This is a genomic window from Pseudomonas sp. S3_C06 (assembly GCF_054667675.1).
In genome coordinates this window covers 5,847,466-5,869,321 of sequence record NZ_CP162747.1, presented here as the reverse complement: position 1 = coordinate 5,869,321, position 21,856 = coordinate 5,847,466, and the positions used below count along the sequence as shown (strand labels likewise).

At 58.6% G+C, this 21,856-nt stretch carries 20 protein-coding genes; 17 read left to right on the top strand and 3 right to left on the bottom strand.

Features of this window, described 5'->3' with window-relative positions; genetic code table 11:
• Positions 1 to 126: 126 nt before the first annotated feature.
• From AB4N44_RS26150 to AB4N44_RS26140, 3 genes are all read left to right on the top strand, one after another.
• On the top strand, positions 127 to 1,842 hold the full coding sequence (locus AB4N44_RS26150; RefSeq protein WP_160038883.1) for a hypothetical protein: 1,716 nt from the start codon (positions 127 to 129) through the stop codon (positions 1,840 to 1,842).
• Between the two features lie 95 nt (positions 1,843 to 1,937).
• Positions 1,938 to 3,791: a hypothetical protein gene (locus AB4N44_RS26145; RefSeq protein WP_455805195.1), complete on the top strand. Its 1,854-nt coding sequence runs from the start codon at positions 1,938 to 1,940 to the stop codon at positions 3,789 to 3,791.
• Positions 3,748 to 5,745, top strand: coding sequence for a hypothetical protein (locus AB4N44_RS26140; protein ID WP_460111459.1), 1,998 nt, complete (start codon positions 3,748 to 3,750; stop codon positions 5,743 to 5,745). Before AB4N44_RS26145 ends, AB4N44_RS26140 begins: the two co-directional genes overlap by 44 nt.
• 182 nt (positions 5,746 to 5,927) lie before the next feature.
• Here the strand turns inward: AB4N44_RS26140 and uraH are convergent, their stop codons facing one another.
• Positions 5,928 to 6,281, bottom strand: coding sequence for a hydroxyisourate hydrolase (gene uraH / locus AB4N44_RS26135; RefSeq protein WP_007913983.1), 354 nt, complete (start codon positions 6,279 to 6,281; stop codon positions 5,928 to 5,930).
• A 420-nt stretch (positions 6,282 to 6,701) separates the two neighbouring features.
• Between uraH and puuE the strand changes: the two genes are divergently transcribed.
• The 8 genes from puuE to AB4N44_RS26095 all read left to right on the top strand — a co-directional run bounded on the left by puuE (position 6,702) and on the right by AB4N44_RS26095 (position 14,839).
• Entirely contained in the window at positions 6,702 to 7,628 is a 927-nt protein-coding gene (gene puuE, locus AB4N44_RS26130) for an allantoinase PuuE (RefSeq protein ID WP_460158137.1), read from the top strand.
• Positions 7,625 to 8,140 (top strand): 2-oxo-4-hydroxy-4-carboxy-5-ureidoimidazoline decarboxylase, encoded by a 516-nt coding sequence (gene uraD, locus AB4N44_RS26125; protein WP_460111462.1) that lies wholly within the window; start codon positions 7,625 to 7,627, stop codon positions 8,138 to 8,140. Before puuE ends, uraD begins: the two co-directional genes overlap by 4 nt.
• Before the next feature lie 88 nt (positions 8,141 to 8,228).
• On the top strand, positions 8,229 to 9,224 hold the full coding sequence (alc, locus tag AB4N44_RS26120) for an allantoicase (protein WP_007913974.1): 996 nt from the start codon (positions 8,229 to 8,231) through the stop codon (positions 9,222 to 9,224).
• A gap of 119 nt (positions 9,225 to 9,343) precedes the next feature.
• Positions 9,344 to 9,847, top strand: coding sequence for an ureidoglycolate lyase (locus AB4N44_RS26115; protein WP_016982872.1), 504 nt, complete (start codon positions 9,344 to 9,346; stop codon positions 9,845 to 9,847).
• Between the two features lie 51 nt (positions 9,848 to 9,898).
• Positions 9,899 to 11,206: a urate hydroxylase PuuD gene (locus AB4N44_RS26110; RefSeq protein ID WP_460111465.1), complete on the top strand. Its 1,308-nt coding sequence runs from the start codon at positions 9,899 to 9,901 to the stop codon at positions 11,204 to 11,206.
• Between the two features lie 167 nt (positions 11,207 to 11,373).
• Positions 11,374 to 12,732, top strand: a complete 1,359-nt coding sequence (locus AB4N44_RS26105) for a nucleobase:cation symporter-2 family protein (protein WP_095114338.1) — start codon at positions 11,374 to 11,376, stop codon at positions 12,730 to 12,732.
• Between the two features lie 162 nt (positions 12,733 to 12,894).
• Positions 12,895 to 13,680 carry an outer membrane protein OmpK gene (locus AB4N44_RS26100; RefSeq protein ID WP_016982869.1) on the top strand — a complete coding sequence of 262 codons (786 nt, stop codon included), beginning with the start codon at positions 12,895 to 12,897 and terminating at the stop codon, positions 13,678 to 13,680.
• Between the two features lie 373 nt (positions 13,681 to 14,053).
• Positions 14,054 to 14,839 (top strand): outer membrane protein OmpK, encoded by a 786-nt coding sequence (locus tag AB4N44_RS26095; protein ID WP_095119997.1) that lies wholly within the window; start codon positions 14,054 to 14,056, stop codon positions 14,837 to 14,839.
• A 90-nt stretch (positions 14,840 to 14,929) separates the two neighbouring features.
• Here the strand turns inward: AB4N44_RS26095 and AB4N44_RS26090 are convergent, their stop codons facing one another.
• Complete coding sequence (locus AB4N44_RS26090) at positions 14,930 to 16,102, bottom strand: patatin-like phospholipase family protein (RefSeq protein WP_460111468.1); 1,173 nt, start codon at positions 16,100 to 16,102, stop codon at positions 14,930 to 14,932.
• Between the two features lie 35 nt (positions 16,103 to 16,137).
• Positions 16,138 to 17,070 (bottom strand): lipid A biosynthesis lauroyl acyltransferase, encoded by a 933-nt coding sequence (locus AB4N44_RS26085; protein ID WP_460111470.1) that lies wholly within the window; start codon positions 17,068 to 17,070, stop codon positions 16,138 to 16,140.
• 117 nt (positions 17,071 to 17,187) lie between these two features.
• On the opposite strand from AB4N44_RS26085, the gene minC reads away from it, so the two are divergent.
• The 6 genes from minC to AB4N44_RS26055 all read left to right on the top strand — a co-directional run bounded on the left by minC (position 17,188) and on the right by AB4N44_RS26055 (position 21,800).
• A complete protein-coding gene (gene minC / locus AB4N44_RS26080) occupies positions 17,188 to 17,925 on the top strand; it encodes a septum site-determining protein MinC (protein WP_026000431.1) in 738 nt (245 codons plus the stop codon).
• A gap of 169 nt (positions 17,926 to 18,094) precedes the next feature.
• A complete protein-coding gene (minD, locus tag AB4N44_RS26075; protein ID WP_007913953.1) occupies positions 18,095 to 18,907 on the top strand; it encodes a septum site-determining protein MinD in 813 nt (270 codons plus the stop codon).
• Positions 18,907 to 19,161, top strand: a complete 255-nt coding sequence (minE, locus tag AB4N44_RS26070) for a cell division topological specificity factor MinE (RefSeq protein ID WP_003223146.1) — start codon at positions 18,907 to 18,909, stop codon at positions 19,159 to 19,161. The genes minD and minE overlap by 1 nt, the downstream gene beginning before the upstream one ends.
• Positions 19,162 to 19,330: 169 nt before the next feature.
• On the top strand, positions 19,331 to 19,966 hold the full coding sequence (locus AB4N44_RS26065; RefSeq protein WP_007960625.1) for an RluA family pseudouridine synthase: 636 nt from the start codon (positions 19,331 to 19,333) through the stop codon (positions 19,964 to 19,966).
• Between the two features lie 179 nt (positions 19,967 to 20,145).
• Complete coding sequence (locus AB4N44_RS26060; protein WP_007919200.1) at positions 20,146 to 21,435, top strand: M18 family aminopeptidase; 1,290 nt, start codon at positions 20,146 to 20,148, stop codon at positions 21,433 to 21,435.
• Positions 21,436 to 21,623: 188 nt separating this feature from the next.
• The gene (locus AB4N44_RS26055) at positions 21,624 to 21,800 is read left to right on the top strand and encodes a hypothetical protein (protein ID WP_174245051.1); all 177 of its coding nucleotides are present in this window, start codon (positions 21,624 to 21,626) and stop codon (positions 21,798 to 21,800) included.
• Positions 21,801 to 21,856 lie beyond the last annotated feature (56 nt).

Below are 21,856 nucleotides of genomic sequence, written 5' to 3'. Positions count from 1 at the left end.
CACATCCGGGAGATTTTTTCACGAACATGCCCCCTCCACAGTCAGTGGTCAGAGAGCTTCACCGCGTCGACCTGATCATCTGCCTCTATGCAAACGACCGGATCAGCAATTCCAAGGAGTCACCCAATGGCCAAGCCACCCAAGAAAGTTCCGCGCACGCTTCCAGCCGATTCGTCCGGGACACCCACCGAACATTCAGGCAATCCTCGAGGGGCCACTACCGGCGAAATCGTTCATCCTGTTCCAGGCACTGCTAGCCTGCCTGCCGCAGCCGGTTCGTCTTCTTCAAGCGCCTTTGGGGCGTTGCCCGAACACCGCCCCACTATCACCATCCACCACCTTCCGGCTCCCGTCGCCGAGCGCCCCTCGGTCATCGTTCACCACTTCCCTGAGGGTGCTGGCCCATCAAATGTCGCAAATTGGGTAGCCCTTCACTACAGCGAAAACCAGCAGGCAGCGGTCGCAAGCAGCTCCACAAGCGGGCGAGTGCAACACCCGGTCTTTATCAACGCCGAATCGGCAAACCGGCTGAAGTTGCAGCCAGACACCAAAGAGGGAATTCGGTACGACAAGCACAATAAAGTGTATGTCGAAATGCAAGGCGGCATGATCATGCTGGGCAGTACCCCGGACGGTTGGAGGCAGACGTATGCCGGAGAATCGACGCCGACGGGTAAAAGGGTTGAACAGATTCCAGGCTCTAAGCTCTGGCGTGAAATTGACGGGCCTCGACAAGGCCATCGAGCCGCAACCGACGCAGCGTCCACTGAAACGACCGATGCCACGCCCGGTCCGAGCAAGCGCCCACACCTGTCCGAAGAAGTCGACGTGACATCGAATGCAGGCACGCTGGTCAGACGCCTGTCGGTCCAACGGTCACCTGCGCTGGATTTGTCCACGGCACAGTGGAAGAACTGGGGAAAAACCACGAAACCGCAAACGGGTGAGTCGATCGAGATAGATGGACTGCACTATCCGACGGTGAAGCAGGTTTTACGCGCCGATACCGAACTGGTTTATCTGCAACACCCGGGGTTTAAACCTGAGGATTTTGACGGATTCGAAAACATGCTGCGCCATGAACCCTCGAAGCAGCCGAAATGGGTGCTTAAACGCGATGGCCAATGGAGGGTGGTGGATAATCAACTGCCGTTTGAAATGTCGCCTACGCAATATGCATCCCGGGCCATGAGCCACCTGTCTGAACATTCGGCAAATAACCTCGCCAGAGCCGTGTTTGATCGTGTGTCTACACATCAAGGGATTGATGCCGCTGGGCTGTCGGTAATGACGCAGACGTTTCGGCACTGGACAGACAGAATCAACAACACCTCGCCCCAGCGCGTTCTTTCCGACCCGCTGATGCTGCTACCCACATTGCCCGCCCAGCACCATGCCCAATATGCCGGCGGAACACTCTCCTTGCCGGCGTACTCCTCGAACCGATTGCAGCGACTGGACTTCGACGTCCAACAACCGGATATCATGCCGAACCCTTCAAGCACACGCGACTTGTTCGAAAGGTTCCTTGGGCTCAGCGGCTACAGCATCAATCCGAAAAGACATCCGCATCCGAGTGGCGAAGACGTCATGATCTTTCACCGCGACGGCATCGCCGCTGTGTTCGTGTTGAGGTTGTCCCCTGCTACGCAAGGACCTGTTCCTCGTTATACCGCCGTTGGTTCCGAACTTTCCCAACCGCTTTTCCTGAGCACACTCAGTGCAAAGGATAAACAGGCGCTGGCCGAGCATTTGCAAAAATACGAAGTGATTTATCTGCTGGGCGGCAAAGAGCAGATATCCCCCGATAGCTCGACCCTGTTCATTGTCAGAGAAGGTTGACTGCGCCAACTGGCTTTTCAGCGAGTTGTCCGCAAGTGCCTGTGGGCAACCCTCAATCTGAACAACCGCTCATTTCACACAGCGAGATTAAATCAATGGTCAAACCACCGAAGCGTGTGGCAGGGATTACTGCGCCCGATATCCGTCCGAACACCGGGAGCACCTCCCACAGACTCTCGGGCGAAAGCCTGATCACCACACAATCCTCCACAGGTTTGCCAGACACACCTGCGCGGCAACCATCAGTGCACGTCAACGAAATACCAGCGCCTTCGCCACTGTCAGTCGCAGCCGCTCTGCGCTCAATCACCTGGCCTGCCGATCAAGTACATCTGCTGCAGCGTATGGATGCCGAAAGCGGACTGTTCATCAGCCCTGACGGCAAGCTATATGCCCATGTCGAGCATGAAGGGCACCTGTTGGTCGAACTTCAGCGCGATGGTCGCTACCAGATTCCTTTCCCGTTCGCTCCGCACCTGCCTGGACCCTTTCTGGTCAAAGCAGAACGCCAACCCCTGTGGACTTTCGAACGACCGGCCTGGATGACGCAACACTCAGAGAGCGACAGGCGAAATGCGGGCGCTGAAGGGCCCGCTGTCGAACAGCCAATGTACCTGGCCCCCGATGACGCCGCCCTGCTCTCTTCGCCCCTGTATACCGCCGAAGGAATCCGCTACGACAAGCACCGCAAGACCTACATCGACACCGCGCATGGCACCGTCAGGGTGCGTAAAAACGCCGACGGTCAGTATGAGCAAACCTCTGCGACGACACGCAACTCGTCCACGTTGCTGTTCGAACAGATTCCCGGAACCCGACTGTGGCGACGCAAGTTTGCTGACGACCAACCTGACTCGCAGAGTTCCACCGGGGAAGCGGGTGTCGTCGCGACCGAAATGCCAGAAGCCACGGCAGGCCCCAGCAAACGCCCTCATGTGGACGAAGGGGCAGATACCACGCATGCGCTGACCGAAAGCTTGCTGTCAGCCAATCCCGAGGCGATCAACCTGAGTTTCGGCTTGTGGCGAAACTGGGGGCGCAGTATCCGGCCGCAGTTGGGTCAGCACATTGAAATAGACGGACAGTTTTACCGGATCGTGCAACAGCAACTGGGACCGGACCCGCATCTGGTGTATCTGCAACATCCCTTGTTTTCACCGGCCCTGTATGACGCCTTCGAATTCATGCTGCGGGATAACCCGTCGCTGCAGCCAAAATTCGCCGTTAAACGATCCGAACACTGGACGGTACTGGACGACGTCGTTCCGTTTGAAATGCCGATCACGCAGTACATTTCCAGAACCTTCAAATACCTGTCGGATCTATCGGTCAGTTCACTTGCCCGGGCCATGTTCAATCAAGCGAACCGCTCCGAGATCATCATCGGCCCGGGGTTGGCAATGCTCAATCAGGTGTTTCGCTTTTGGGAAAACAGGGGGCTGCGCAAGGCGCCACATCGAGAACTGGCTGACCCACTGTTGATGTTACGCAGCCAGCCCGAAACGGCGGATACCCTGGCGATTCCCTTAGCGCTCGGTGAAGGTCTGATGCGCCTGGATTTTGATCCGGGACGCTTCCCCAGGCACTGGAACGACTACGCCAGCAAGCCGACTGCGGCCCACCTGCGAAGACTGTTCAGCCAGCTTCTGAACGATGACGGTTACGTCGTGACCCCAACGGAGCAGAGGCTCGATGGCGACGCGTTAGTGTTTCATCGCGAGAAAATCGATCATGTGTTTGTGCTCAAACTGCCAGCTCTCGTCAACGGCAGACTGCCGCGATTTAGCGCAGAGGGTGCCGAACTGAATGGAGCGTTATTGCAAACCCCGATCAGTGGACAAAAGCCTCTCGCGGCTTACCGGCAGGAAAACCGGATCAGCTATCTGCTCGGTGGAATCCAGACCGATGCGTTGGGGCAAATCACGCTTTTTATCATCAGGGATCGATGAGAAATCAATCGAGCCAGTCGGCGATATGACGAAGGACCGTTTTAGAGTAATTGCCATGATTAAAACGAGCAAAATCACCGTTCGCCCTGTGTCGCCCGACACATCCACAACCACCAGGCCCGTGATCGAAGTCGATGTCGTCACGGACCGTGCAAGCAACACCGGACATCCTGCCACTTTATCTCCTGCCCCCCATCGAGGGCCCGACCCGTTGATTGCCACTGCGTCAGGCCGCGACGTCGTAGCCGAGCCCCATGTGGTGGTGAGCTACATTACCGATCCGCTGATTACCGAAGCCAACGCCCGGCTGGCAGAGATTTCCCTGCCAGGATTGCAGGCTCACCTGTTACGGGCGCACGAATCCGTTGACGGGCTGTATGTAACACCGGAAGGGCAGATTTACGCACAGCTGGAAGAAGGCGGATATTACCGGGCAGAACTCAACAGCGACGGTATCTACCAAATCCCGTGGCCCGCGGCACCGGGGGTAACGCCGCCTATTCTGAGAAAAATCGACGGCCAGCCACGCTGGCGCCTTGAAGCACCGTGGTATGTCGCCCGATCCGCGACGGGACGTCTGCCGGTGCCTGGAGTGGCTGCCGAACTGCCATCAACGATTCTCTTCGTCGACCCGTATCTGGCGACATTGCTTCCGGCCGCACATGAATCCCCGAATGGCATCAGAAAAGGGCCACGGGGGAAAACCTACGTCGATATTGCAGACGGAACCATCATGGTTCGCAGGAATGAACGAGGCGAATACAAACTCACCTCTGCGACGACTACGAACGTGCCCGATTTAACTGTCGAACAGATTCCCGGGCAATTTCTCTGGCGCCTCCAGTTGCAGACCGCAAGTGCGCAACCGGATCCACAACCGGGCACCTCGCGAACCCTCCAGCCGCCGGAAGAGGCCAGCCCAGGCCCGAGCAAACGTGCGCGCTTGCCCGGAGACAGCGACCTGCTCGACCCATCGATTCCTGTAAACAATCCTGGCGACTGGCAAACCTGGGGGAGCGCCACAAAACCCATTGCAGGCGACTCCATCGAAATCGCCGGCAGGCACTTTTCCATACTTGATCAACCCACGCACGCTGTTGACGCGCTGGCGTTTATCAAACATCCACAGTTTTCTGCCACACGTTTCGATGCTTTCGAAAACATGCTCCTCACTACTCCACAGTTACAACCCCAAGGCGTGGTGAAGCTGGCGGATTCGAGAGCCGGCCACGCTGCAGACTCATGGCGAATCGTCGATGGCCTGCCATTTCGTAAAAGCCTGACGCAGTACGTCAGCGACCACTTTGCTTATCTTTCAAATCACTCCGCGAACAAGGTGGCGCGGGAGATTTTCAATCGGGCCAGTCACTCGGAAGAACTGACTGGTCCGGGTATCAATGATTTATTCGACACGATCAAGTACTGGGAAAATCGCCCAACGTCGGTAAGCGATCAAAGAACCCTGCGCCAGGACTTGAGCGATCCGTTGATGCTCCTTTCCCCCCTTGCGGTCGACGCGAACGATTACGTCCATATGCCTCTGCCTTCCGCTGAAGGATTGCAGCGAATCGACTTCAAGGCACACACGTTTTTCGAAACGCACTATCTGACAGAGGGTCACTCCATACGCGATTTGTTCAACGTTGTTCTTCGCGGAAATGGCTACCGGGTGTCTTATAGCTTTCGCAATAAAGCGCAGGATGCACTGCTGATCCAGCGACAGGGTATCGATACGGTGTTCATCCTGCTCACCAACAAATTCAGGGGCGACAGCATGTTTGCCGAGGACCCGACTGTCTGGCTGAAGAAAAAGGCACTGGTCAATAAAATCGCACTCCACGACAAAATAACCCTGCAAGATCATCTCGCTGCGGACAAGATCATTTATTTAGTGGGTACCAACGATCCGCATTCCGCCAAGGGAAACAGTCTTGTCATCACCAGGCTTCGCTGACTCTTCCTCGACGCAACGCAAACTGGCGAAATTCACTTGAGCTGAAAATCTCAGCCATCTCTTGGCCTGCCATTCATTGACAGGCAAGTGCGCAGACGAAAAAAAGCCCGCAGTGTGAGCGGGCGAAAGACCAAAGAAGCTATATGCGCAGTCGCTTCCCGGTGGGGGCAGCTGCTTGGGGGTCAGCTGCCCCGGTACGTGGAATAGCTGTACGGCGAAATCAGCAATGGCACATGGTAGTGATCCTGTTCGGCAGAAATGCCGAAGCGCAGCACAACCACGTCCAGAAAGGCCGGTTCCGGCAACTGAACGCCACGGGCGCGGTAGTAATCGCCCGCGTGGAACTGAACCTGATAAACGCCGGTGCGATAATCGTCGCCTTGCAGCAGCGGCGCATCGACCCGGCCATCGCTGTTGGTGACCGCACTGGCGACCAATTCCAGGTGCGAACCTTCAACGCGGTACAGCTCGACCTTGATCGAACTGCCCGGGCAACCGTGTGCAGCGTCCAAAACGTGTGTTGTCAAACGTCCCATTGATTCTGCGCGCCTGCCTGCGTGGAGCAGTCAGACCTCGCGCCTCCCGAAGTCAGATAAAAAGGAGACCGCACCGATTCGGAGCACGAAACGCTGCGGCGAGCGATTGATTAAGACACTTTTCAAAAAAATTGTACACAATAAAAACGACATTCTTCACATCACCCCCGCCATTCGGGGGTTTCCTGCCGATGAGCCAGCGATACGCCTATTCATTGAACCTCCTATCCATTAGCTGACTGGTCAGGCAGGTTTCTTGCAGGCTCACGCCAATAACAGTAAAAGATGACAGTCGGTGAAAAATGCGAAAATTCAGGCTTACAAATTGCGAATAAAGTTGTATACAATCAGCCCATCGCTGTGACGCCAGCCTGCCAGGCCGCCACATACATCTGTCAACGAACAAGAAGGAAGACTGCAGTGAGCGCTGACTACCCACGCGACCTGATCGGTTACGGCAGTAACCCTCCTCACCCACACTGGCCGGGCAATGCCCGCATCGCCCTGTCGTTCGTACTCAATTACGAAGAAGGCGGCGAGCGCAACATTCTGCACGGCGACAAAGAATCCGAAGCCTTCCTGTCTGAAATGGTTGCCGCTCAGCCGCTGCAAGGCGCGCGCAACATGAGCATGGAATCGCTTTACGAGTATGGCAGCCGTGCCGGCGTCTGGCGGATTCTGAAACTGTTCAAGGAATTCGACATTCCGTTGACCATCTTCGCCGTCGCCATGGCCGCCCAGCGCCACCCGGACGTGATCCGCGCAATGGTCGATGCCGGCCACGAGATCTGCAACCACGGCTACCGCTGGATCGACTACCAGTACATGGACGAAGCGCAGGAACGCGAGCACATGCTCGAAGCGATCCGCATCCTCACCGAAATCACCGGTGAGCGCCCACTGGGCTGGTACACCGGCCGCACCGGGCCGAACACCCGTCGTCTGGTCATGGAAGAAGGTGGTTTCCTCTACGACTGCGATACCTACGACGACGACCTGCCCTACTGGGAACCGAACAACCCGACCGGCAAGCCGCATCTGGTGATCCCGTACACCCTCGACACCAACGACATGCGCTTCACCCAAGTGCAGGGTTTCAACAAGGGTGACGATTTCTTCGAATACCTCAAAGACGCGTTCGACGTGCTCTACGCCGAAGGCGCTGAAGCACCGAAAATGCTCTCTATCGGTCTGCACTGCCGCCTGATCGGCCGTCCGGGTCGCATCGCTTCGCTCAAACGCTTTATCGAATACGCCAAAAGTCATGAACAGGTGTGGTTCAGCCGCCGCGTCGATATCGCGCGTCACTGGCACGAAACCCAGCCGTACCAAGGGGCCGCCCAATGAGCCGCTTTCAAACCCTGCAACCGTCGATCCTGAGCCGCGACGCTTTCGTCAACGCTTTCGCCGACATCTACGAACATTCGCCATGGGTAGCCGAGAAGGCCTACGACCTGGGCGCGGACGCGTCGATCGACGAGATCGAAACCCTGCACCAGCGCATGAGCGACATCCTGTTGAGCGCCGATCACGCCAGTCAGCTGGCCCTGATCAACGCTCACCCGGACCTGGCCGGCAAAGCTGCCGTCCAGGGCCAACTGACCGAAGCCAGCACCAATGAACAAGCTGGCGCCGGTATTCACCAATGCACGGCCGAAGAGTTCCAGCGCTTCACCGAGCTGAACGACGCCTACAAAGCCAAGTTCAAGTTTCCCTTCATCATGGCGGTAAAAGGCAGCAACCGGCATCAGATCCTCGCGGCGTTCGAAACGCGTATTCACAACTCGCAAGACACCGAGTTCAAATGCGCGCTGGCGGAGATCAACAAGATCGCCCTGTTCCGTTTACTGACTCTTTAGCGAAGCCTGACCCGAGTGCATCAGACGCGGAGAGCACCCAGGGTCTTGCAAGCATCCCCAGCCACTTTTTTAAAGGCAGACAAGAAGAATGAAAGCTTACGCCGTACCTTTCGAAAAATTCGTCAACCTGGCCGATGCCCGTCTGGGCACCAAAATCATCTCGGTCACCGATGACTGGTTCGCAGACGCCAATCGTCTGTTCCAACCGACCCCGGCCGTATGGAAGGAGGGCGTGTTCGATGACAACGGCAAGTGGATGGACGGCTGGGAATCGCGCCGCAAGCGCTTCGAAGGCTTCGACAGCGCAGTGATCCGTCTGGGCGTACCGGGCTCGATCAAAGGCGTGGACATCGACACTTCATTCTTCACCGGCAACTTCCCGCCATCGGCCTCTCTGGAAGCGTGCTTCCTGGCGTCGGGCGAGCCTGATGAAAACACCCAGTGGACGGAAGTGCTGTCGGCCGTCGAGCTGCAGGGCAACAGCCACCACTACCACGAAATCAGCAACGACCAAGCGTTCAGCCACCTGCGCTTCAACATCTACCCGGACGGCGGTGTCGCCCGTCTGCGCGTGTATGGCATTCCGTTCCGCGACTGGTCCGCTGTTGGCGACAACGAGCAAGTCGATCTGGCAGCAGCCCTCAATGGTGGCCGCGCCCTCGCCTGCTCCGACGAACACTTCGGCCGCATGAGCAACATCCTCAACCCGGGTCGTGGCATCAACATGGGCGACGGCTGGGAAACCGCACGTCGCCGCACGCCGGGCAATGACTGGGTGATCGTCGCGCTGGGTCACCCGGGCGAGATCGAGAAGATCGTCGTCGACACCCTGCACTTCAAAGGCAACTACCCGGACACTTGCTCGATCCAGGGCGCGTTCGTCAAGGGCGGTACTGACAGCCAGATCGAAACCCAGTCGCTGTTCTGGCGTGAACTGCTGCCAAGCCAGAAGCTGGAAATGCACGCCGAGCACACCTTCGTCGAGCAGATCAAAGCGCTGGGCCCGATCACCCACATCCGCCTGAACGTGTTCCCGGATGGTGGTGTGAGTCGCCTGCGCGTTCTCGGCAAGGTCGCTAAATAAGGTTGAACCCATTCGCGAGCAGGCTCGCTCCCACATTTGGAATGCATTCCCCTGTGGGAGCGAGCCTGCTCGCGAAGGCGTCAGAACAGTCAACACAGAATTCGGAAAAGAAGAACAGCATGCGCACACTAACGATTGAACCGCTGACCAAAGAAGCCTTCGCCCCTTTCGGTGACGTGATCGAAACCGACGGCAGCGATCACTTCATGATCAACAACGGTTCGACCATGCGCTTCCATAAACTGGCGACGGTCGAAACCGCTCAGCCTGAGGACAACGCGATCATCAGCATTTTCCGCGCCGACGCGCAGGACATGCCGCTGACCGTTTGCATGCTGGAACGCCATCCGCTGGGCAGCCAGGCTTTCATACCGCTGCTCGGCAACCCCTTTCTGATCGTGGTCGCGCCACTTGGCGATGAACCTGTATCAGGCTTGGTCCGCGCCTTCGTCACCAACGGCAGGCAGGGCATTAATTACCATCGCGGCGTTTGGCACCATCCGGTGCTGACGATCGAAAAGCGGGATGACTTCCTGGTGGTTGATCGCAGTGGCACAGGCAATAACTGCGATGAGCATTTTTTCAAAGAGGATGAGCGTTTGATCCTCGCCCCCCACCAATAAGAGAAGGTCTGATCACTCGACAACAAGAGTGACAGGCGAGAGGTAAAGACTGTGGAAGCACATCTGTTGGAATGGCTGAACCTGAGCGTGCGCTGGGTTCACATGATTACTGGCGTGGCCTGGATCGGCGCGTCGTTCTACTTCGTCTGGCTGGAGAACAACCTCAACCGCGTCAACCCGAAAACCGGTCTGGCCGGTGACCTGTGGGCGATCCACGGTGGCGGTATCTATCACCTCGAAAAATACAAACTGGCCCCGCCGGCGATGCCGGAGAACCTGCACTGGTTCAAGTGGGAAGCCTACTTCACCTGGATGTCGGGTATCGCGCTGCTGTGCGTGGTGTTCTACTCCAATCCAACGCTCTACCTGCTGGCTCCGGGCAGCACACTGAGCGGCCCTGAAGGCGTGGCCATCGGTATCGGCTCGCTGTTCCTCGGCTGGTTCATCTACTCCTTCCTGTGCGACTCGGCCTTGGGCAAACGCCCTGCTCTGCTGGGCTTCATTCTGTTCGTGCTGATCATCGGCGCGGCGTATGGCTTCAGCAAAGTGTTCAGCGGTCGTGGTGCATACCTGCACGTCGGCGCGATCATCGGCACCATCATGGTCGGTAACGTGTTCCGCATCATCATGCCGGCGCAACGCGCACTGGTGGCGGCGATTGCCGAGAACCGCACGCCGGATCCGGCGCTGCCAGCCAAAGGCTTGCTGCGTTCGCGTCACAACAACTACTTCACCCTGCCGGTGCTGTTCATCATGATCAGCAACCACTTCCCGAGCACCTATGGCAGCCAGTACAACTGGTTGATCCTGGCCGGGATCGCCGTGTTGGCGGTGTTGGTGCGTCATTACTTCAACACCCGTCACGACAGCCACAAGTTTGCCTGGACCTTGCCTGTGGCAGCGGTGGGCATGATCAGTCTGGCGTACGTCACCGGCCCGATGCCGATGTCGACCGCGCCGGAAGTGGCCAAGGCGCCAGCGAAAATCGAATACCAACCGCTGCCGGAAACGGCACTGGGCGGTGGCGCGAAACCGGCTGAAGCAGCACCGGCAGCCCCTGCTGAACCTGCTGCGCCCGCACAAGCCTCCAACGCAGGTCCTGGCTTTGACAAAGTCCACACCGTGATTCAAGAACGTTGTGCGGTTTGCCACTCGGCCAAACCAACCAGTCCGTTGTTCAGCGCAGCTCCAGCGGGTGTGATGCTCGACACCCCTGAGCAGATCCGTCAGAACGCGGCGCGCATCCAGGCGCAAGCCATCACCACGCAGATCATGCCACTGGGCAACATCACGCAGATGACCCAGCAGGAACGTGACCTGATCGGTGCATGGATTGCCCAGGGAGCACAGACCAACTAAGCAACAAAGCTTCGCGAGCAGGCTCGCTCCCACAAGGACACCTTCAATCCCTGTGGGAGCGAGCCTGCTCGCGAATCGCCTTAACGCGGTTTACCTGATGCACAGAAACAGCTGTGAGCAACCCGGCAGCTGTTCAATCACAAGAATAAAAAGATCCGAGGTGTTGCATGTCCGAGCTGTCCAAAGCGCGCATCCCCGACGCACCCGCCATTCAGCGATTGCCCCTTTTGCAACTGATCCTGGTCGGTTTGCAACATGTTCTGCTGATGTACGGTGGTGCCATCGCGGTGCCGCTGATCATTGGACAGGCCGCTGGCCTGAGTCGTGAAGAAATTGCCTTCCTGATCAACGCCGACCTGCTGGTCGCCGGTATCGCCACCATCGTGCAGTCCATGGGCATCGGCCCGATGGGCATTCGCATGCCGGTGATGATGGGCGCCAGTTTTGCAGCTGTCGGCAGCATGGTCGCCATGGCCGGCATGCCCGGTATCGGCCTGCAAGGCATCTTCGGTGCGACGATTGCCGCCGGTTTCTTCGGCATGCTCATCGCGCCGTTCATGTCCAAAGTCGTGCGCTTCTTTCCGCCGCTGGTGACCGGCACGGTCATCACCTCGATCGGTTTGTCGCTGTTCCCCGTGGCCGTGAACTGGGCCGGTGGCGGCGCCGCCGCAGCGCAATTCGGCTCACCGATTTATCTGGCCATCGCCGCACTGGTGTTGGGTACCATTCTGCTGGTCCACCGCTTCATGCGCGGATTCTGGGTCAACATTTCCGTACTGATCGGCATGTGCTTCGGCTACATCCTGTGCGGCGCGATCGGCATGGTCGATCTGAGTGGCATGGCCAACGCGCCATGGGTTCAATTCGTCACTCCACTGCATTTCGGCATGCCGAAATTCGAACTGGCACCGATCCTGTCGATGTGTCTGGTGGTGGTGATCATCTTCGTCGAGTCGACCGGGATGTTTTTGGCGCTGGGCAAGATCACCGGCCAGGAAGTCTGCCCACGCATGCTGCGTCGCGGCTTGCTGTGCGATGCCGGCGCCTCGTTCGTGGCGGGTTTCTTCAACACGTTTACCCACTCCTCTTTCGCGCAGAACATCGGTTTGGTGCAGATGACCGGTGTACGTTGCCGCTCGGTGACCATCGTTGCCGGTGGCTTGCTGATCGTGTTGAGCCTGCTGCCGAAAGCAGCGTTTCTGGTGGCGTCGATTCCGCCGGCGGTACTCGGCGGCGCAGCGATTGCGATGTTCGGAATGGTCGCGGCCACCGGCATCAAGATTCTCCAGGAAGCCGACATCGGTGACCGTCGCAACCAGTTGCTGGTCGCGGTGAGCATCGGCATGGGCCTGATCCCGGTGGTACGTCCGGAGTTCTTCGCGCACCTGCCAATGTGGATGAGCCCGATTACCCACAGCGGCATCGCCATGGCAACGCTCAGCGCGCTGACGCTGAACCTGCTGTTCAACATTCTCGGCGGCAAAGAGCGCGCAGCGATCAACGACTGCCACGCCCACCAGCACTGACGGAGTCACCACAAAACCCTGTGGGAGCGAGCCTGCTCGCGAAAGCGGTATGTCATTCAACAGTGATGGCGACTGACACGCCCTCTTCGCGAGCAGGCTCACTCCTACAAGGGCGCGCAACAGCTCTGCGCCTCAAACAATAAAAACAAGAGGGAGCAACAGATGATTCGCACGCAAACCAACGTTCTGTTGAGTGGCGGCCTGCTGGCCGCGAGTCAGGCCATGGCCGGCGATTTGCTGCTGTGGCAGACCAACAGCCTCAGCTATCTGTACGGCAAGAACTTCGCGATCAACCCGTCGATTCAGCAGACGCTGACCTTCGAGCACGCCGACAAGTGGAAGTACGGCGACAACTTCCTGTTCGTCGACAAGATCTTCTACAACGGCAAAGAAGACGCGAACAAAGGCCCGCACGCGTTCTACGGTGAATTCACCCCGCGCTTCTCGTTCGGCAAGATCTTCGACCAGAAGCTCGAGTTCGGCCCGATCAAAGACGTCTTGCTCGCCATGACTTACGAGTACGGCGAAGGTGACAGCGAGGCCTATCTGATCGGCCCCGGCTTCGACCTCAAGGTGCCCGGTTTCAACTACGTCACCCTGAACATTTTCCGCCGCCAGACCGAAGGCCCGCGCCCCGGCGACGGCGTCTGGCAGATCACCCCCGGCTGGTCCTACAGCTTTCCCCTGGGCAATTCCGATGTGCTGATCGACGGCTACCTCGATTGGGTGGTCGACAACGATGAGAACTCGCGCGGCACCTACCACGCCAACCTGCACATCAATCCGCAGATCAAATATGACTTGGGCAAAGCCCTCGGCTGGAGCCACAAGCAACTGTATGTCGGCACCGAATACAGTTATTGGAAAAATAAATACGGTGTCGAAAACACGCACAACTTCGACACCAATCAGAACACCGCCAGCCTGCTGGTCAAGGTGCACTTTTAAGATGGCCCGCAACCGTGCCCCATACCTGTCGTCGGTGCTCTGTTGCGGGGCACTTGAGGCCTGGCCGTTGAGTCAGTATTCTCCGCGGCCTCTTGAATTCGGTCTAAAAAAAAGCCCGGATTTAATTCCTGACCGAAAAGCCAACTTATCCCGGCCCCGGTCAGTACCGAGGCATCCCGAAAACACACTCAATCGACTGTTTTTCAGCAGCCGAGCGGGTGTTTTTTTGCTTTTCGAAAGCCTTGGCTCGGCTCTTGCTAACAGCAACGAAGCTGACCGATCGGATGACTTTTGCAGCAACGAAAAAAGGCGCCACACCAGAGCGCCGATCTTAAAAAAATAAACGTGGAACACCTACTTTGGGAGCAACCGAATGAAACGTATGTGCACCAGCCTGATGCTCGCGGGATCGATGTTGGCCGGCGGCCAGGCCATGGCCGAGGGCCTGCTGCAGTGGCAGAACAACAGCCTGACCTACCTGTATGGCAAGGACTTCCAGGTCAACCCGCGCATCCAGCAAACCGTTACCTTCGAGCACGCCGATGCGTGGACTTATGGGGACAACTTCTTCTTCTTCGACAAGATCTTCTACAACGGTGGCAAGGACTTCAGCAACGGTCCAAACACCTACTACGGTGAGTTCAGCCCGCGCATCTCGCTGGGCAAAGTGCTCGACCAGAAAATCGAGTTCGGCCCGATCAAAGACGTCCTGGTGGCGATGACTTACGAGTTCGGCGAAGGCGACACCGAGTCGTACCTGATCGGTCCAGGCTTCGACCTGGCGATTCCGGGCTTCGACTACTTCCAGCTGAACTTCTACCAGCGTCACACCCAGGGTGCTCGCGCCGGTGACAACGTCTGGCAGATCACCCCGGTCTGGTCCTACACCATCCCGGTCGGGAAGTCGGACATCCTGATCGACGGCTTCATGGACTGGGTCACCGACAACGACTCCAACTCCAAAGGCGACTACCACGCCAACCTGCACTTCAACCCACAGGTCAAATACGACTTGGGCAAGGCGTTGAGTTTTGGCGAGAAGCAGTTGTATGTCGGTGTTGAATACGACTACTGGAAAGACAAGTACGGCATCGACGACACCGGTGCGTTCAAGACCAATCAGAGCACCACGAGCTTCCTGGTGAAGTTCCACTTCTGATTTCAAGAGCTTCGCGAGCAGGCTCGCTCCCACATTCGACCGAGTTCCAATGTGGGAGCGAGCCTGCTCGCGAAGGCCTCCCCGCAGATTTCAGGCCGGGACCACCGCCTCGGATATGCCCAAAAACCGGCAAAGCTCCTCGCGCTTGGCCAATGCATCCCTGCGCCCCAGATCAATCAACTCGCTGCAATACCCCGCCTCGAACAGCAGATAACTCAACACCCCTGCCCCACTGGTCTTGGTCGCCCCCGGCCCACGCAGAAACAAACGCAACGCCGCCGGCAACTCCTGGCGATGCCGCGCCGCAATCTCGTCGATCGGCTGACTCGGCGAAATCACCAGCACCTCCACCGGCGCCACGCCCAGCTCGCGCGTCGGCGTGCCGGCAGGCATCAAGTGGCTGAACTGGTTGAGACGCTGGAGCAACTCGATATCGCTCTCGAGGCTGTCGATGAACGTGCTGTTGAGCATGTGCCCGCCAATCTGCGCCAGCGTCGGCTGTTGCCCCGTGTAAGTGCGCTCCAGCGGCTGCTGCGGATCAAACCCGCGCGGGTTGCCGCTGACACCGACCACCAGCACCCGGCTCGCGCCCAAGTGCAGCGCCGGGCTGATCGGCGCCGACTGCCGCACCGCGCCATCGCCAAAGTATTCATCGCCAATTTTCACCGGCGCGAACAACAACGGAATCGCCGAACTGGCCAGCAAGTGGTCCACCGACAGTTGCGTCGGCACACCAATACGCCGATGGCGCAGCCATGAATCGATCGTGCCGCCGCCCTGATAGAACGTCACCGCTTGCCCCGACTCATAGCCGAACGCGGTCACCGCCACCGCATGCAATTGCTTGCGCGCGATGGATTCGGCGATGCCAGGCATGTGCAGTTTTTCATTGAGCAGTTTGCGCAGCGGTGAACTGTTGAGCAACGCCACCGGTAGTTGCCGCCCCATCCCCAACAAGCTGTGGCTGACAAAGCGGCTGGCCTGACGAATAACACCGGGCCAGTCACTGCGTAGCACGCGATGGCTGCGAAAGCCTTGCCAGAACAAGGTGAGACGCTCGATCGCAGCGCGAAAATCGGTTGCGCCACTGGCGAGGCTGACGGCGTTGATCGCCCCGGCCGAGGTGCCGACGATCACCGGAAACGGATTGTCCGAACCCAACGGCAGCAATTCGGCAATCGCCGCCAACACGCCCACCTGATACGCCGCCCGAGCCCCGCCGCCGGAAAGAATCAAACCTGTGACCGGTTCAGCTGGGCTCATCGCAACGCTCCATGGTGCTTATAGGGATGGGTCAATCAACCGCGTTTGGCGTACAACTTCGGCTCGCCCGGTGGACGGCTCTTGAAGCGTCGATGCGCCCACAGGTATTGCTCAGGGCAGGCACGTAAAGCGCTCTCGACCCACCGATTGATGCGAATGCAGTCGGCTTCTTCGGTTTCGCCGGGGAAATCTTCCAGCGGCGGATGAATCACCAACCGATAACCGCTGCCGTCGGCCAGACGCTCCTGCGTGAACGGCACCACCAGCGCTTTGCCGAGACGCGCGAACTTGGTGGTCGCCGTCACGGTCGCCGCCTGAATGCCGAACAGCGGCACGAAGATGCTCTGCTTGGCGCCATAGTCCTGATCCGGTGCGTACCAGATCGCCCGACCGGAACGCAGCAACTTGAGCATGCCGCGCACGTCGTCACGCTCCACCGCCAGCGAATCGAGGTTGTGCCGCTCACGGCCCTGACGCTGAACATAGTCAAACAACGGATTCTTGTGCTCGCGGTACATGCCGTCGATGGTGTGCTGCTGGCCGAGCAGCGCTGCACCGATTTCCAGCGTGGTGAAATGCGCGGCCATCAGGATCACGCCTTTGCCTTCGCGCTGGGCCTTTTGCAAATGCTCCAGGCCTTCGACATGGGCCAGCTTGGCCAGGCGCTCACGCGACCACCACCAGCTTATGGCCATTTCAAAAAAGGCGATTCCGGTGGAGGCGAAGTTTTCCTTGAGCAGACGTTTGCGCTCGGCAGCGGATTTTTCCGGGAAGCACAGCTCAAGATTGCGCTTGGCGATGCGCCGCCGGTCGCCAGCCACGCGATACATCAAGGCGCCCAAAACTCGACCGATGGTCAGCAACGCCGGATAAGGCAGCTGCACGATCAGCCACAAAAGCCCCAGACCGCACCAGAGCGGCCAGAAGCGTGGCGATAAAAATGCTTTTCGAAAACGCGGGCGATCCATTAAAGCTTCCGTAAATACAGTGGCCGCGCATTCTACATCGTTCGACCCGGCTTGCGGCTCGCGGGCGTTCTCGTTATAAGTCTCGGCACTTTTAGTGACAAGCCGTTGTATGCCGACATGAGCCAAACCGAACCGTTAGACCAAGATCCCGTATTCCAGCTCAAGGGCAGCATGCTGGCCATTACTGTGCTGGAACTGGCCCGTAACGACCTCGAAAGCCTCGATCGGCAATTGGCCGCCAAAGTCGCCCAGGCGCCGAACTTCTTCAGCAACGCGCCGCTGGTTCTGGCGCTGGACAAACTGCCGCCGAGCGAAGGCGCCGTCGATCTGCCGGGCCTGATGCGCGTCTGCCGTCAACATGGCCTGCGCACCCTGGCGATTCGCGCCAGCCGCATCGAAGACATCGCCGCCGCCATCGCCATCGACATTCCGGTGCTGCCGCCGTCGGGCGCCCGCGAACGGCCGCTGGAAACTCCCGAAGCCGAAGTCAAAAAGAAGCCGGAAAAACCGCCGGAGCCAACGGTCAAACCGACCCGCGTCATCACCACGCCAGTACGTGGTGGCCAACAGATATACGCGCAGGGTGGCGATCTGGTCGTGGTGTCTTCGGTCAGTCCGGGGGCGGAACTTCTCGCCGATGGCAACATCCATGTATACGGCCCGATGCGTGGTCGGGCGCTGGCCGGCGTGAAGGGTGACACCAAGGCACGGATTTTCTGTCAGCAATTGAGCGCTGAACTGATCTCCATCGCCGGTCATTACAAGGTTTCCGAAGATTTGCGCCGCGACCCGATGTGGGGCTCGGGCGTACAGGTCAGCCTGTCGGGCGACGTGTTGAACATCATTCGGCTTTAACGGATACTGCCGCATTTTCCAAGCATCTCTAAAACGTAGCGAAAACGGCTCAAACGAAGTAGGAAAAAGGCTCAACGCCGAATTCCAGCCAAGGCTGTCCGACTGCAGTAGTTTTCAAGAGATGTTTTTCAGGGGCTAAAAAGTCCTTCTTCCTTAGGGGTGAAACACCTTGGCCAAGATTCTCGTGGTTACATCCGGCAAGGGTGGTGTGGGTAAGACCACCACCAGCGCCGCTATCGGTACCGGCCTCGCACTGCGCGGCCACAAAACAGTGATCGTCGACTTCGACGTGGGCTTGCGTAACCTTGACCTGATCATGGGTTGCGAGCGCCGCGTGGTGTATGACTTCGTCAACGTGGTCAACGGCGAAGCCAACCTGCAACAAGCGCTGATCAAAGACAAGCGCCTGGAAAACCTCTACGTACTGGCCGCCAGTCAGACCCGCGACAAAGACGCGCTGACTGTCGAAGGCGTGGAAAAAGTCCTGATGGAGCTCAAGGAACAATTCGAGTTCGTCGTCTGCGACTCCCCGGCGGGCATCGAAAAAGGTGCGCACCTGGCCATGTACTTCGCTGACGAAGCGATCGTCGTGACCAACCCGGAAGTGTCTTCGGTACGAGATTCGGACCGCATGCTCGGCCTGCTGGCGAGCAAATCGCGCCGCGCCGAACGTGGCGAAGATCCGATCAAGGAACACCTGCTGATCACCCGCTACCACCCGGAGCGTGTTGAAAAGGGCGAAATGCTGGGCGTTGAAGACGTCAAGGAAATCCTCTCGGTAACGCTGCTCGGCGTGATCCCGGAATCCCAGGCGGTGCTCAAGGCATCCAACCAGGGCGTTCCGGTGATTCTCGACGACCAGAGCGATGCCGGTCAGGCGTACAGCGATACCGTCGACCGTTTGCTGGGCAAAGAAAAAGCCCACCGTTTCCTCGATGTCGAGAAGAAGGGATTCTTCGAGCGCCTGTTTGGAGGTAGGTAATGAACCTTTTTGACTTCTTTCGTGCCAACAAAAAGCCAAGTACCGCCTCGGTAGCGAAAGAGCGTCTACAGATCATCGTGGCGCATGAGCGCGGCCAGCGCAGCACGCCGGATTACTTGCCAGCCTTGCAGAAGGAACTGGTCGACGTGATCCGCAAGTACGTCAACATCGGCAACGACGACGTACATGTTGCACTGGAAAGCCAGGGCAGTTGCTCGATTCTGGAACTCAACATCACCCTGCCCGATCGCTGAGTCGATTTGGCAGTCGCTACGGCGGCTCGGACTATTGATGCTTGTGCAGGAGCTGCCGAAGGCTGCGATCTTTTGATCTTCAAAGTCAAAAGATCGCAGCCTTCGGCAGCTCCTACAGGGTTATCAGCAGTTCCGAGCCGCCGTTGGCATTTGTTACGAGGCTGTTTTAATGCCGCTGTCCAACATCCGCATCATTCATCAGGACGCCGCTGTACTGGTGGTCGACAAACCGACCTTGCTGCTTTCGGTGCCCGGTCGCGCTGACGACAACAAAGACTGCCTGATTACCCGTTTGCAGGAAAACGGCTACCCGGAAGCGCGCATCGTCCATCGCCTGGACTGGGAAACCTCCGGCATCATTTTGCTCGCGCGTGACGCCGACACTCATCGCGAACTGTCGCGCCAGTTTCACGACCGCGAAACCGAAAAGGCCTACACCGCGTTGGCCTGGGGTCAGCCGGAACTCGACAGTGGCAGCATCGACTTGCCGCTGCGTTACGACCCACCGACCAAGCCGCGTCATGTGGTCGACCATGAATTCGGCAAGCATGCGCTGACTTTCTGGCGTGTGCTGGAGCGTTGCGGTGACTGGTGTCGTGTAGAGCTGACGCCGATTACTGGCCGTTCGCATCAATTGCGCGTGCACATGCTGTCGATCGGGCATCCGCTGCTCGGTGACGGGCTCTACGCCCATGAGCAGGCGCTGGCGGCATGGCCCCGTTTGTGCCTGCACGCGAGCATGCTCAGCTTCACCCATCCGCAAACCGGCGAACGCCTGCGCTTCGAGTGCCCCGCGCCGTTCTGAAAGACCACACTGACTCCCTGTGGGAGCGAGCCTGCTCGCGAAAGCGGTTTTACATTCAGCATTGATGTTGACTGATCAATCGCTTTCGCGAGCAGGCTCGCTCCCACAAGGGTTCGGGTGCAGATTCAATTCCCCGGCCGATGCGTTAAACTCCCGCCCATTGCTGTCTGGAGTTTCTTATGCGCGAAGAGTTGAACCAAGGCCTGATCGACTTTCTCAAGGCCTCCCCTACCCCGTTCCACGCCACCGCCAGTCTGGTTCAGCGTCTGGAGGCCGCCGGTTTCGTGCGCCTCGACGAGCGTGAGCCATGGACCACCGAGCCTAACGGCCGCTACTACGTCACCCGTAACGACTCTTCGATCGTCGCGATCAAAATGGGCCGCACCTCCCCCCTGCACGGCGGCATCCGCCTGGTTGGCGCACACACCGACAGCCCGTGCCTGCGGGTCAAGCCGCAACCTGAACTGCAGCGTCAGGGTTTCTGGCAACTGGGCGTTGAAGTCTACGGCGGTGCGTTGCTGGCACCGTGGTTCGACCGCGACCTGTCGCTGGCCGGCCGCGTGACCTTCCGCCGCGACGGCAAAGTCGAAAGCCAGTTGATCGACTTCAAAGCGCCGATCGCCATCATTCCGAACCTGGCCATTCACCTCAACCGTGAAGCCAATCAGGGCTGGGCGATCAACGCGCAGACCGAACTGCCGCCAATCCTCGCGCAGTTTGCCGGTGACGAGCGTGTCGATTTCCGCGCCGTGCTCACCGATCAACTGGCCCGCGAACATGGCTTGAACGCCGACGTCGTGCTCGATTACGAGCTGAGCTTCTACGACACGCAAAGTGCTGCAGTGATTGGCCTCAATGGCGACTTCATTGCCGGCGCGCGCCTCGATAACCTGTTGTCGTGCTACGCCGGCCTGCAAGCTTTGCTCACCGCCGAAACCGACGAAACCTGCGTGCTGGTGTGCAACGACCACGAAGAAGTCGGTTCCTGCTCGGCCTGCGGTGCCGACGGCCCGATGCTCGAACAGACCCTGCGCCGTCTGCTGCCGGAAGGTGACGAGTTCGTCCGCACCATCCAGAAATCCCTGCTGGTCTCGGCCGACAACGCCCACGGTGTACACCCCAACTACGCCGAAAAGCACGACGCCAACCACGGCCCGAAACTCAACGCCGGCCCGGTGATCAAGGTCAACAGCAACCAGCGCTATGCGACCAACAGCGAAACCGCCGGCTTCTTCCGTCATCTGTGCATGGCCGAAGAAGTCCCGGTGCAAAGCTTCGTGGTACGCAGCGACATGGGCTGTGGCTCGACCATCGGCCCGATCACCGCCAGCCACCTCGGCGTGCGCACCGTTGATATCGGCCTGCCGACCTTCGCCATGCACTCGATCCGCGAACTGTGCGGCAGCCACGACCTGGCGCACCTGGTTAAAGTGCTCAGCGCGTTCTACGCCTGCCGCGAGTTGCCGTAAAACTTCGCCAGCAGACTGGCTCCCACCCTGGAATGCATTCCAAACTGTGGGAGCGAGCCTGCTCGCGAAAGCGCCAGTTCAGACCCTACAAATTTCATCCTGAAACCGGCTCAATTCTGATACACATCAGAACCGCTCCGCCAAAACCGACCTAGACTTACATCATTCATTTCGACAAGGCAGTCTCCATGATCTCGATGTCTTCGTTCCACGCCATGCTCGTTCCGATTCTGAGCGGAATGATCCTGCTGGCCATCGGCTTCAACTTCCGCGACAAGAACGCCGGGGTGTTTGCCATGTGGGTCGGCATGCTGACGATCCTCGCCACCGTGGTGTACAAGATCCTCGCCAAACTCAACGAATAAAATCCGCGCCCGGCTCGCATTGCTTTAGTGGGCCTCGTACACTCCAGCGAATCCGC